The sequence below is a fragment of the Thermogemmatispora onikobensis genome (genome assembly GCF_001748285.1).
Taxonomy (GTDB): Bacteria; Chloroflexota; Ktedonobacteria; order Ktedonobacterales; family Ktedonobacteraceae; genus Thermogemmatispora; species Thermogemmatispora onikobensis.
In genome coordinates this window covers 1-12,387 of record NZ_BDGT01000025.1, presented here as the reverse complement: position 1 = coordinate 12,387, position 12,387 = coordinate 1, and the positions used below count along the sequence as shown (strand labels likewise).

Below are 12,387 nucleotides of genomic sequence, written 5' to 3'. Positions count from 1 at the left end.
TCTTGCTCCAGGCAAACAAGCCTGCCCTGGAAAGGATGAACACGATGTCAGAGCACAGCTCTACCTCAGCCCAGAAAGCCTCGATAGGCTACACTGCTTATATGACAGCCGCAGTGCGCGCTCATGAGAGCCTGCGCGAGGACCGCCTCTTCACCGATCCCTGGGCCGCCGCTCTGGCCGGAGCCGAGGGTGAACGGCGTTTTCGCCAGCTCGAAGATGCAGGTGGTAGTATCATTGTACGCACACGCTTTTTCGATGATTTCGTGCAGCGCATCGTCAATGAGCAAGGCATTCGTCAGCTTGTCATGCCTGCCTGCGGCCTCGATACACGTGCTTTCCGACTGGAATGGCCGCCAGCCATGACTGTCTTCGAGTTGGATCAGCCCGACGTACTCCACTACAAAGAGGGCATCCTGCAGGCCCAGCAAGCCCGCCCGGGCTGCCGACGGCATCTTATCCCCGCCGATTTGACCGAGACTTCCTGGCCCACCCACCTACTGGAGGCTGGCTACGATCCAGCACTCCCTGCAATCTGGCTCGTTGAGGGCCTGCTCTTCTACTTGCCCAATGAGGCTATCCATCAATTGCTCGGGCTGATCAGCAAGCTGAGCGCTCCTCAGAGCTGGCTGGCCTTCGACGCGATCCATAGCGCCATGACCAGCTCTCCCTTAACACGCCAGCGTATGGAGCGCGTCTCGCGGCTCGGCGTTCCCTGGATCGGAACCATCGATGACCCCGTCTCTCTCCTGGCGTCCCTGGGCTGGCAGGCCACCGTGACCTCCACTGCCCGCAAGGGCTACGAGTACAACCGTCCCGTCTACCCTTTCATCTCGAGCGACCAGCTCACCCCCGAAACGGAAAAGCTGTATCACTGGCTAGTTACAGCAGTACGCCAGAGCCAGGTCGTCCAGCAGGGGTAAGTCAGGCGCCGCTACAAGAGAGCTGACCAGCGGGCGCGGTCCGACCAGGCAAGAGGCCGCCGGGCCACAGTCGGCGCTGACCCGGAGGCAAGATCTCACCCCGAACCGAGGGATGACATCCACGCGCCAGTACTTGCCTGATCGTCTCTGCGCCTGCCGGTCCTGACAACCACCTATCGCTCAGGGTAAAATCAGATGGATGTCGCCAAACTCATGCCAGAGATAGCCTTCCTGAAGCGCCGCCGCATAGGCTTGCTCTACATGCTCGCGTCCAGCCAGGGCCTCTAAGAGGGCCAGATGCGACGCCTGCGGCTCATGGAAGCCCGTCAGCAACCCGTTGACGACACGCAGCCCCCGCTGCGGAGTAATCACCAGATCGGTCCAGCCCTCACCAGGATGCACCTCTCCATACTCATCAGCAACCGTCTCTAGCGCTCGCATTGGTGTTGTCCCTATGGCGATGACTCGCCGCCCATGCCGGCGAGCTGCATTGACCAGCTCGGCACTCTCAGCAGGCACACGATAGTACTCCTCGTAGGGCGGCTCATGCGCTTCCAGACTGGCTACTCCCGTATGCAACAGCAGAGGCGCGAACTGGACCCCTTCTACCACCAGCCGCGTCACCAGCTCAGCCGTAAATGGACGACTGGCCGAAGGCATCTCCGCACTGCCGACCTCTGTGACAAAGACCGAGCGATAATAGTCGATTGGCCACTTGCGCTGGACGTAGCCGTAACGAATCGGGAAACCATAGCGCTCCAGATAGGCCTCCAGAGGCTCCGGCAGTTCAAAGGTTGCCACCCAGAGCCGTTGCCGACCAGCAGCTTCAGAGCGCGCACGAGACACGTAGGGAGCATGCAGCATCACCCGCCCCCCTTGCGGCAAAGTCAGTACTTCGCCAGGCCGGCCTCCGAAAAAAGGCTGCGAGCCTTCAGAAAGAGGTAGGCGCAACTCAACTACCCAGAGACCAGCCGGCAGACACGTCGAGAGATGTAGCTCTATTGGCTCTCCGCCAGCTCGCTCAGCGGGCAGCGCAGCTTTCATGGTGCCGCTGGTATTGATCACCAGCACATCGCCTCGCTTGAGAAAGGTTGGCAGCTCTCGAAAGCGGGCATGCACCAGGCGATGGTCACGGCGATACGAGACCAGCAAACGTATCTCATCGCGGGCTAGACCACGCGCCTCGGGCGGCTCCCCTGCCTCCAGCTGAGGCGGTAGCTCAAAGGAGAAAGTGGTCAGCTCCAGCCCAACCGTCGATCGCTCTCCCTTGGAATCAGTTCCCGGATCAGCACCCCCCTCACGCCCTCCGTCCCCCGACTCTTGCTCAAGCCAAGATCGCTCGAACGTCCTCATAGGTACCTACCATTCTTCTGACAGCCAGAAGGCTCCCATCTGCATCCATTGCCGGCATCAAGCTTTCACCTCACGGGCCAGATAGCGCCCAGAGGCATAGCTTCCCTCAATCAAGGCTAACAAGCCCGGCACACTCACCTCTGGAGGAGGCCGATCACTGATATCCTCACCGGGGAAAGCCTCCTGATGCAGGCGCGTCCTCATATCACCAGGGTCAACCAGGTAGACCCGCCACTGCGGCTGCTCTGCCGCCAGAATGAGGGTCAGCTGCTCCAGCGCCGCTTTGCTTGAGCCATAGCCACCCCAGCCAGGATACGGTTCACGGGCCGCATCGCTGGTAACATTGATGATACAGGCACCAGAAGATAGATAGCGATGCAATAGCTGGATAAGCGCAAGAGGCGCAAAGGTATTGACGCGATAGACTCGCTCCAGCTCCGTCAGGGGATAATCCAGCAGAAACGGCTGAGGACTGGGGCCAAGAATACTGGCGTTATTGACCAGCAGGTCGAGCCTCCCCCAGCGCGCCGCAGCACTGGTCAAAGCCTGCTGGTGCTCAGCATCGCCGACATCGCCAGCCAGAGCCACTATCTCGCTCCAGCGAGCCAGCTCGGCGCGTGCCTCCTCCAGCTCGCCAGGAGTGCGCGCATCGATAATGAGCCGCCAGCCCGCACGAGCCAGCTCACGAGCCAGAGCCAGCCCCAAACCACGAGAGGCTCCGGTGATTAACCCGGTACGCTCAGCCCTCAGAGAAGCAGACGTCATAGCTAATGGACCTCCTTGCTTGTTGAAGCACTCAACCACAAGCAAGGACCATTATGGGGCGAGACCCACAGAGCAGACACCGGGCAAGCGGACAGATTGCTCCCTGTTCCTGTGGACAGGTCAGCTCCCCTCAGAGCCAGAAGCGCCCTGGCTGACAGTCAGGCAGCTTCTCCCCGAGATCCCTGATAAGCCCGCACAGGGCCAGGGCCAAAAATATAGCCAGACCGGCGCTGCGCCAACCTCTCTGACGCACGCTATTGCCAGTCTGGCGATTGCTCTCGTTATGGCTCTGCTGCGCCACCTGAGCGCCAACCGATCCTGAATGGAAGGGCTTTAGCCCGCCTTACTCAGTCAGATCAGCAGGAGAGCGCAGCGGCCAATCAGAGCCGCCGCAGATCCATTCTAGATTGCTCGATCGTCTCAATGACCGCCGCGATCTCACGGCGCACACGGTCATTGGTCGCCATCTCCGCCTGCACCTTTTCCCAGCCATGCATGATCGTCGTATGGTCGCGTCCGCCCAGCTCAGCGCCGATCTGGAGCAACGAAGCATCGGTCTGCTCGCGCATCACATACATCGCTACCTGGCGCGGCCAGACGATCTCTCGATCGCGAGCTTTGCCACGCAGCTGCTCGGGATCGACATTATAGTAGCGACAGACCCCTTCCAAGACCTCACGCACCGTTAACGTTGCTGGCGGCTTACTGTTATAGATATGCTCTAGAGCTTTGGCAGCCAGGTTCACCGTGAGAGGCTCCTGATGTAAGGTGGCATAGGCGATCACCCGCTTCAACGCCCCCTCCAGTTCGCGCACGCTGCGGCATTCCGGGCGAGCAATATAATCAATGACTGCCGGGGGAACCTGGAAACGCATCGACTCGGCCTTCGAGCGCAGGATTGCCTGGCGATGCTCATAATCAGGCGGCTGAATATCGGCCAGCAATCCCCACTCAAAGCGCGAGCGCAGGCGATCCTGCAAGCTCACAATGGCCTTTGGGGGGCGATCGCTGGTCACCACGATCTGCTTGTTGGAATCGTAGAGCGCGTTAAAGGTATGAAAGAACTCCTCTTCTGTCGATTCCTTGCCCGCGATGAACTGAATATCGTCGACCAGCAGAATATCGATCTGGCGATACTTCGCGCGAAACTCCTCCGTCTTCTGAAAGCGAATGGCGTTGATAATTTCATTCGTGAACTTTTCGGAGGTTGTATAGAGGACGCTCAGGCCGGCAGCCTCACCATGATGCCCGATAGCGTGAAGCAGGTGGGTCTTACCCAGGCCCACCCCACCGTAGAGGAAGAGCGGATTGTAGACATAGCCGGGGCGCTCGGCGACTGCCTTCGAGGCGGCATGAGCCAGGCGGTTCGACTTGCCGACAATGAAAGTATCAAAGGTATAGCGAGGATTTAGCATGCTACCGCCTTCAATGGGAGTAAAGAGGTGCTCCTGCACGCCACCGCCGCCAGCCTTCTCCTCGGCAGGGCGTTCATATCCAAGAAAGATAGCAGCCTGCTCGTGTTCCTCCTCACGGGCCTCAGCGCGATGGGGAACCGGGCGAGCGCTAGAAGGGGCATGAGACGTCATTGCAATCGCCGGTGAAGACGCATCGAGTTTTGCCCGCAAGGCCGGGCGATGCCTGGGAGCGCGATAGGCACGCTTTAAGCGCTGGGCAGGACTCTCACTCACAGCGGCCTCTTGTTCCAACGCTTGCAGCTCCTCGTTGACAGTCGAACCCTTAGTGACCACAAAGCGCACCTCGGGCTGACAGCCGGTCGCCTCCGAGAGGAGCGAGCGGATCATCTCGATAAAGCGTACTTCCATTTGAGCCTTGGCAAAGGCCGAGGGCACCCCTACCATAAAGACGTTCTCGTCGAACGAGAGACCCACCGTGCCGCTGAACCAGGTATCGTAGACGGACGGCTGGACCCGGGTCTGTATCTGCTCCAGTGTCGCTTTCCAGATCTGTCTTGCATTCACCGGCTCTCACCTCATACGCAGTTCGTCTCTGCCTTCAGGCTGCGTCAGTTCGCTCTGATTGAGTTCCTTCGGGCATAGAAATGTCAGGTTACAGGCCTGGATTATCAGAACAACTCGGCAGCTAGAGGGGTGCCCAGCCCTACGCTGGTAGTACAAGGGTCGGATGAGTAGGACAAAAAACACCCGGATGAACGTATTCCTGAATAGCAGAGGGTAATGGTAGCACTAAACCAAAAGGCTGTAAAGCCCTCTTTTGGTACCAGATGAGAAGCAGACCATAGGAATTCCTTTACCAGTAATATATACTGGGTTCAAAGCGCGCAGGGTGCTCTTGCGAGCGTGGAAAAAAGTACTGTTGTCGCTGGGAGGAGAGAGCCACCAGGCGAGGCGCCTCTCCTCCAGGCGGGACAGGGAGTGCACTTCGCCCGCCCTCTCCTGCTCCATCTCGCTCACCCAGCCGCCGCCAGAGCCGGGGGATGGCAGCCTTCTTCCCCCTACTCACACGCCGCTGAGACACCCCTGCTCTTATCTGGCTGCGCACCTCCCTCGCTCCTTGCGCATGGCCTGGATGGCATAATTAACTGGCTCGCACGATAGAGCAGCAAAACGGCGACGAGCGATCCTGACTCTCTCCCTCTTCTCGTTCGTTCTTGAGAGGGTGAGGAGAAGAGCAACCAGGACAAAGCACGACGCTCTTTCTCAAGTTCTGCTCGTTGCCGCGCTGCAATCCCTTGAGAGAGGATAGAAAGGAGGAGCAGCCACCCCACACCTTGCCCCTGGCTCGCAGGTCACCAGGGAGAGGAGTAGGCTGCTCAATGATGCCCATGAAAGCATTACTGCGCTCGGCACGGGCTGCCCATTCGCCACAGCATCGACATGGCTGGCTTCTACTCCTGACCCTGGTGATCTTGACGGGATCACTGACTGCCGCCTGCTCCGGTCTGCTGGGTGGCAACCCGAATCAATCTGGAAGCGCGACACCTACCGCAGCTACTGTAGCGCTGAATCAGCTCCACTGGTGCGGCAAACCCTCAATGCTGTTCCGCGACGAGGGAGCCACCGTCTCACCAGTAGCCTCCACCGCTACCGCGACGACCACTCCCGGCACTGCGACTGCGACTGCTACTGCTACTGCTACTGCTACTGCTACTGCTCCGGCCACAGCTGCCAGCAGTGGCCCGCGGACCCTTACCGATTGGAAGCAGGTTCAGGCTTTGCTCGGCTTCACTATCTACCTACCATCACGCTTGCCAGCGCGTGCCTGTCTGGTGAGCGCCCTCGGTACGGTGCACGACCCTATTTTTGGAGGGAACTTCTCTATCTCCTATCTCCTCCCCGACGGGAGCGCCATTAGCCTCTCTGAGGCACCACACCGCAATCAGAAGTCAGTCTTCCAGTGCACAGCCTCGCTGGTGACACCCACGGCCACGGCCCGCCCCCAGGCCAAGGCTAGCCCAACCGCCCGGGTGAGTCCAACACCAACACGTACGCCGAGCCAGATTTGTTCCGGGGTGCGCGGCGAGACGAGCATTGTGTTTTCGGCACCCGGCGACGAGAAGACACTGAAACAGTTTTTCGACACGCTGCAACCTGATGTAGCCTGGGTGCCTCTCTCTTGATGCCTCTTGATTGCTGCCGGGGTGAGCGACAGGGCAGCGCGAGAGGAGGGGAGGCGACGGCGAAGAAGAAGAAGAAGAGGTAACTCAGGGGCTGTAGAACAGAGTGTTCGCTGAATTTCTGTAAGAGTACGAGCTCAGAAGCAACCATCAAGGGGATCTCCGACTCCGCTGGGCGAAGAAAGCAGGTCCCAGGGGTGGCACAGTTTCAAGCACGTTCTCTTGGGAGATAGGAAAGGAGTCAGGAAGATGCAAAGGGCAGGCATTTGCTCTTACTGCGGCCAGCCTTATGACTCGCAGATGCGCTTTTGCACCAATTGCGGCGCCCAGCTGTCCCCTTCGGTTGGAATAGCCAGCAGCCAGAGGAACAGATCCCCTGGCCCCGGTTGGGGAGATCCGTCAGGAGCTTCGCCAATCCAGCCCATGCCGGATTCAGCGTTCCAGCTGGCAAATGCCTTGCCAGGCCAGCAGAATCAGCCCCTCAAGCAAGCGGGGCTGATTCTGTTGGCCATCGTTGGGGGCACCCTGGCCGCTCTGGTGGCTTTGGGCCTGCTGGCCTGGTACATCCCCGGACTGCGCGGCTTCTTCTGGTGCTTCGTCGGTCTGATCGCCCTCACGCTTTTCTTGACCTACCTCTTTGTGCGTCATCTCATCCGTGAGGTGTTCAGGCGTCTGTTCTGGTAACATGGGCTGCCCAGCGAGTGAATGAGTGACACAGCAGGTGAGCGATTGCTCTCCTACCCTCGCTTGTGTACCCGCTCGACGCCCGGTGACCACTTCTGGTATAATGGCAACAGTTTTGCGAGTGCGCTAAATACTCCTGTGAGGTATACGAGGAGCACAAAAGCAAAGCCTACGTGCTAGCAAAGGGAGGAGATCTATTATGGACAAGTGCCCCCGTTGTGGTGCAGAGACGCGGCCCGGCGATCGCTTCTGCTTGAGTTGTGGTCAGCCGCTGCTTCCATCCGCTCCCGCCTATGAGCCGGCCCAGACCCCGCTCTCCGGGGGCGACGCAACCGTGCCAGCTCAGGATGAGTGGGGAGCTGCGGCTCCTGGTCCTCAGTCGCCGCCTTCGTCCGGTGGTAGCTGGCCAAATGCCACCATTCCCGCTTCTCCATCTGCACCAACGGAGCTGTCACCCTCTCCCGCTCAGCCAGCCGCTAGCCATGAAGCGGCAGTTGCCACAGCGGAGCCAAAAATTAAAAACCCCGCCCGCTTTATCCTGAAATCAGAGAGCGGTGAGGTGATCCAGGAATATACCCTTGATAAAGAGGAAATTACGATTGGACGCGCGCCAACCAGCGATATTCTCCTCTCCAAGGATAAGCTTACTTCACGCCGCCATGCAACTGTACGCTACGAAAATGGCCAGTATATCCTGCGCGACGAGCGGAGCGCTAACGGAACATTCGTCAACGGCCAACAGCTTGAAGAACTGGTCCCTTATACACTGAAGGATGGCGACCACATTGGTATCGGTGAGCATGAGCTGATCTTCCAGGCTCCCGCTGTCGGCGTCGATGAGCTGCCAACCATCAGCATTCAACCGAACGAGATGACCTATCGGACACGCGAGGATAGCAGTCTGACGGCCAGTTCCATTGACCAGTTTGCAACGCACACAGAGAGCGAGTTGCCTCCTTCGGTAGTGGCCAGCAGCGGATCAATCTCGTCCACTCCGCCGGTCACCCCCAGCAGCGAGAGCGGCTCCAGCAGCAGCGCCACTGCAGCCGAGCCGGTCGCCATCAGCCCAGTACGCGAGCCAGAGCCGATGGCGCCCGCTTCTGCCGCTGCAGAGGTCGCTCAGCCCCTTGCTTCTAGCACTGCCGATGGCGTGACCTTCAATCGCCTGACCAGCCTGCCTCTGCCAGCGTTGCCGGATATGTCTTCTCTCATGGCAGCCCTGGCCACGCTCGATGGACAGGTCTCCGCTCTTCAAGAACAGCTGAACGCAACCCAGGAGGCCCTGCGCAACCATGAGGCCGAAATCGCCCAGACGGCTAATCAGTTGCGCGCCGGCGTCCGCCGCGTGGCCGAACGCATGGATCAAACGATCGCCGACGTGGCCCGCAGCCGCGAGGCCCTGGCCTGGTCCGAGCTGATCCAGCTGATGGAAGACGTCACGAACAATCCACGCGATATCGAGTATGTGACACGCCTTGCTCGCAAAGCGCGCGAGCTGAATAAGGTCTTCCAGATCCACCAGAGCGTGCTCAACACGCTTGCTGAGTGCAATACCCTACTCAGAGCGCTAATCGGGGAAGAGCGCTGACAGCTTTCAACTCTAGTAAACCAGGTTCTTTCTGAGAAAGATGCAGGAAGCTCACTACGACGCCATCGTCATTGGCGCTGGCCTGGGGGGATTGCTCAGCGCCGCTCAACTGCTGCAGCGCGGCAAGCGGGTGGCTCTGCTAGAGCGACTTGATCACTGCGGTGGACGCTTTACCGCCAAGACCTTCAAAGGTGTGCAGGTCAGCACCGGGGCTGTCCACATGGTGCCTTTTGGCAGCAGCGGAGTGCTGGCCCACACCTTGCGGCGCCTGCAGATCCCTCACCGCCTTTTGGACGCCGATGTCTTCGGCTCCTTCCATGTGCATGGGCGCCAGGTGCGTGCTCGTGGCCTCCTCGGCGTCTATCGCTTTCTGGGCCCGCGCCAGTTCTTCTGGTTCCTACGCCTGGGCTATCTGATGTTTTTCCGCCCGCTGCCCGCCAGCGAGAGCACTTTACCATTCAGCGCCTGGCTGGCGCGCCATATCAAGGTCGAGCGCAATCGCGAGTTGGTGGCCTTCTTCGAGCGCATCGCGCGCTTCGCCCTCAGCCTGGAGCTGGATCAGGTCTCAACGGCTGAGGTCGTCGCCACGACCAAAAATATGTTCCGCTATGGTGCGCCTGGGATTGTCGAGGGTGGCTGCGGAGCGCTGGCAGCCGAGCTAGAGCGCCGCCTGCGCGAGCGGGGAGCCACTGTGTTGCTCAGCCATGAGGTGCAGCAGATTCTGCACACCGATGGGCGAGTGACAGGTGTGCGCGCCCGCGACAAGACTAGCGGTGACGAGCTGCTGCTCTACGCTCCCCTGCTGGTCAGCGATATCGGCCCGCGCGCGACCACCGCTCTGATCGAAAATCGCCAGGTGCGTCAGGCCGAGCTGCTCAAGCAGCAGCGACAGGCGGCCCAGAGCGCGGCAACAGCTACCGAGGCGGATCAGGCTTACCGCGAAGCAGTGGGCCTGAAGGTCCATGTGCTCAGCGATGTTTCTTTGATCCCACATCGAGGGATCATGTATTGTCTCGACACGCAGCGCATCGCTGGTATTGTCCAGCCAACAAACTGCGACCCCCGCCTGGCTCCCCCCGGCAAGCACTTGCTCATCACGCATCAGGTAATCCAGAGCGAGAATATCGAGGAGGAGAAAGCCCTGGCCATCGCCGATCTGCGCCAACTTTTCGGCGAAACCTTTGAACGCCACTGCCGCATTTTGACGATGAGCGTCTATCGGGGCGAGTGGCCGGTGAATCGCCTGGCTCAGGGGACGGATCTCTCGCCGGTCACACCTTTACAGGGCCTCTTTCTGGTGGGCGATGCTGTCAAGCCCAGCGGCTATCTGATGGTCGAGGGGGTGGCACAGAGTGTCAATTATGTGCTCGACCTCCTCGATGCTATCGAGCGCGGCGAGATTGTCGGCCCTCTAGGCAGCCCTCACCTGCCAGTCTCAAGAGCCACCGACGGCGAACGCCAGCGCCGGCCAGGCTGGTTACCATTTGGACGAGGACGGAGACGAGCGCGCGCAGGCTATGTGAAGCACCCTCCTTCCCGCCTCAACGCCTTGCGCTGGTTATGGACGGCCCCGGGCAATGCTCGTAAACAGGTAAGGAGACCTCTCTATCCATGACGGACGTTGCAAAGGCTGCTCCCTATTATTTGATCCGCGGCGGCACCCCCCTCCACGGCGAGGTTACGGTCAGCGGAGCCAAGAATGCTGTCACCAAGATGACCATCGCTTCGCTGCTGAGCGAGGAACCCTGCACGCTGCGCAATGTGCCTCTCATCGGTGATCTCTATCTGACCCTCAGTCTCTGCCAGGATATGGGTTCAGAGGTGACGCTCAATGAAGCAGAGCATATGCTCACGATCAGGACGCCAGCCATTCACTCTACTTCGGTCTCGGCAACCATCGGCGGCTTGAATCGAATGGCGATCCTGGCAGTCGGCCCCCTGCTGCATCGCTGCGGCGAGGCCGATATCCCCCTCCCTGGCGGCGATCGGATCGGAGCCCGCCCGATCGATTTCCATCTCAACGGCCTGCAACAGATGGGCGCGACAATCGTGGAGCTGGGCGGACGCTACTATATGAGCGCTCCCCGTGGCCTGCACGGGGCTACGATCCGCTTGCCTTTTCCCAGCGTGATGGCCACCGAGAACTTTTTGATTACGGCTTCGCTGGCCCGCGGCGTGACGATCATTGAGAACGCCGCCCTCGAACCGGAGATCATCGATCTGATCAAGTTCTTGCAGAAAATGGGAGCCATTATCGAGCAGAAGGTGGATCGCCGCATCGTTGTCGAAGGGGTCCAACGCCTGCGCGGCGCCCGCCATACGCTCTTGAGCGACCGCAATGAGGCGGTGTCTCTGGCCATCGCAGCCTATCTGACGAAAGGCGATATTTATCTGCGCGGGGCCCAGCAGGATACGCTGCTGACTTTCTTGAATACGCTGTCGAAGATGGGCCTGCGCTTCGAGGTGGAAGATGAGGGCATTCGCTTTATTGGGGATGATCGCCCTCCCCCCCCCATCGCTCTGGAGACGGATGTCCACCCAGGCTTTATGACGGATTGGCAGCAGCCTTTCACGATCCTGCTGACCCAGGCCGATGGCATTTCGGTGGTCCATGAGACAATCTATGAAGACCGCTTCGGCTATACCCACGCCCTGAAAACAATGGGGGCCCATATCGGCCTCTATACGAAGTGCCTGGGCGAGGTACCCTGTCGCTTCCGCGAGAAACAGTATTTGCATAGCTGCGTGGTTCGTGGTCCCACCCCTTTGAGCGCCGCTCGTCTGGATATCCCCGATATCCGCGCCGGCTGCTCCTATATTCTGGCCGCTCTCTGCGCCGAGGGAACCTCTGAGGTGCATGGCGTGGAGCATATCGAGCGCGGCTATGAGCGTCTGGATGAGAAGCTACGCACCCTCGGGGCCCAGCTTGAGGTGATCCGCCCTTCAGCAGAGGACGATACGCTGGATGCTCTCGCCTAGCTCCGTCAGACTCCTGCTTACCTCTCACTCTCACCCTCTCGCCCCAGTCTCGGCCACCCTCCTGCCAGGCTCTCTGCCAGCTCCTTGCCCACCCTCTTGACAGAGGCCAGCAGGAAGGCTATACTTTCCAATGTGTTGAATGAGTGATTACTCATTCAAAGAATCCAGCCGCTCGTTCCAGTTCGAGCGGGCTGAGATCAAGGCGGCCCCGAGTAGAGGACGTTATCTACCTACCCGCCACGCCACCTTATCAGGATGAGCCGATGCCACGCAGTGAGCAAGCAAACCAGCAGATCCGCGATGAACGCCGGCGGCAGATTTTACACGTAGCCGCCGAGATCTTTGCCCGCCGCGGCCTGGCGGAAACACGCATCAGCGATATCGCGGAGGCCAGCGGCATTAGCCAGGGTCTGATTTACCGCTACTTCTCCAGCAAAGAAGAGCTGTTTAAGGTACTGATCGAGACCTCCACCAATGTCACCGCCACGGGGCAGGAGCAGGCC

General features: G+C 59.8%; 10 protein-coding genes and 1 pseudogene. 8 read left to right on the top strand and 3 right to left on the bottom strand.

All coding sequences use genetic code 11. The annotated features are described in order from the left end of the window. The first annotated feature begins 44 nt into the window (after window positions 1–44). Window positions 45–920, top strand: coding sequence for an SAM-dependent methyltransferase (locus BGC09_RS12170; protein WP_176728911.1), 876 nt, complete (start codon window positions 45–47; stop codon window positions 918–920). Between the two features lie 180 nt (window positions 921–1,100). On the opposite strand, the gene BGC09_RS12165 is transcribed toward BGC09_RS12170, so the two are convergent. From BGC09_RS12165 to dnaA, 3 genes are all read right to left on the bottom strand, one after another. Continuing rightward, entirely contained in the window at window positions 1,101–2,273 is a 1,173-nt protein-coding gene (locus BGC09_RS12165) for an S-adenosylmethionine:tRNA ribosyltransferase-isomerase (protein ID WP_084658570.1), read from the bottom strand. A gap of 57 nt (window positions 2,274–2,330) precedes the next feature. Then, window positions 2,331–3,038 carry an SDR family oxidoreductase gene (locus tag BGC09_RS12160; protein WP_069804266.1) on the bottom strand — a complete coding sequence of 236 codons (708 nt, stop codon included), beginning with the start codon at window positions 3,036–3,038 and terminating at the stop codon, window positions 2,331–2,333. A 380-nt stretch (window positions 3,039–3,418) separates the two neighbouring features. Next, on the bottom strand, window positions 3,419–5,017 hold the full coding sequence (dnaA, locus tag BGC09_RS12155; protein WP_069804265.1) for a chromosomal replication initiator protein DnaA: 1,599 nt from the start codon (window positions 5,015–5,017) through the stop codon (window positions 3,419–3,421). Window positions 5,018–5,832: 815 nt separating this feature from the next. Between dnaA and BGC09_RS12150 the strand changes: the two genes are divergently transcribed. The 7 genes and pseudogenes from BGC09_RS12150 to BGC09_RS12125 all read left to right on the top strand — a co-directional run. Then, window positions 5,833–6,636, top strand: coding sequence for a hypothetical protein (locus BGC09_RS12150; protein ID WP_069804264.1), 804 nt, complete (start codon window positions 5,833–5,835; stop codon window positions 6,634–6,636). A gap of 246 nt (window positions 6,637–6,882) precedes the next feature. Then, window positions 6,883–6,960, top strand: a pseudogene (locus tag BGC09_RS23525) (zinc ribbon domain-containing protein); the annotation flags it as partial. Window positions 6,961–7,056: 96 nt separating this feature from the next. Then, window positions 7,057–7,317 carry a hypothetical protein gene (locus tag BGC09_RS23280; RefSeq protein ID WP_069804263.1) on the top strand — a complete coding sequence of 87 codons (261 nt, stop codon included), beginning with the start codon at window positions 7,057–7,059 and terminating at the stop codon, window positions 7,315–7,317. A 199-nt stretch (window positions 7,318–7,516) separates the two neighbouring features. Then, window positions 7,517–8,905 carry an FHA domain-containing protein gene (locus BGC09_RS12140; RefSeq protein ID WP_069804262.1) on the top strand — a complete coding sequence of 463 codons (1,389 nt, stop codon included), beginning with the start codon at window positions 7,517–7,519 and terminating at the stop codon, window positions 8,903–8,905. A gap of 40 nt (window positions 8,906–8,945) precedes the next feature. After that, a complete protein-coding gene (locus tag BGC09_RS12135) occupies window positions 8,946–10,520 on the top strand; it encodes a phytoene desaturase family protein (RefSeq protein ID WP_069804261.1) in 1,575 nt (524 codons plus the stop codon). Then, window positions 10,517–11,884, top strand: a complete 1,368-nt coding sequence (gene murA / locus BGC09_RS12130; RefSeq protein WP_069804260.1) for a UDP-N-acetylglucosamine 1-carboxyvinyltransferase — start codon at window positions 10,517–10,519, stop codon at window positions 11,882–11,884. Before BGC09_RS12135 ends, murA begins: the two co-directional genes overlap by 4 nt. A 263-nt stretch (window positions 11,885–12,147) precedes the next feature. Then, window positions 12,148–12,387 (top strand): helix-turn-helix domain-containing protein (locus BGC09_RS12125; RefSeq protein WP_141727761.1); only part of this gene is annotated, 240 nt, incomplete at its 3' end.

Coding starts and splice junctions, on each gene's coding strand:
- murA (WP_069804260.1), top strand. CDS start 10,517: ATGACGGACGTTGCAAAGGCTGCTCCCTATTATTTGATCCGCGGCGGC.
- BGC09_RS12165 (WP_084658570.1), bottom strand. CDS start 2,273: ATGAGGACGTTCGAGCGATCTTGGCTTGAGCAAGAGTCGGGGGACGGA.
- BGC09_RS12160 (WP_069804266.1), bottom strand. CDS start 3,038: ATGACGTCTGCTTCTCTGAGGGCTGAGCGTACCGGGTTAATCACCGGA.
- BGC09_RS12170 (WP_176728911.1), top strand. CDS start 45: ATGTCAGAGCACAGCTCTACCTCAGCCCAGAAAGCCTCGATAGGCTAC.
- BGC09_RS23280 (WP_069804263.1), top strand. CDS start 7,057: ATGCCGGATTCAGCGTTCCAGCTGGCAAATGCCTTGCCAGGCCAGCAG.
- BGC09_RS12140 (WP_069804262.1), top strand. CDS start 7,517: ATGGACAAGTGCCCCCGTTGTGGTGCAGAGACGCGGCCCGGCGATCGC.
- BGC09_RS12135 (WP_069804261.1), top strand. CDS start 8,946: ATGCAGGAAGCTCACTACGACGCCATCGTCATTGGCGCTGGCCTGGGG.
- BGC09_RS12150 (WP_069804264.1), top strand. CDS start 5,833: ATGATGCCCATGAAAGCATTACTGCGCTCGGCACGGGCTGCCCATTCG.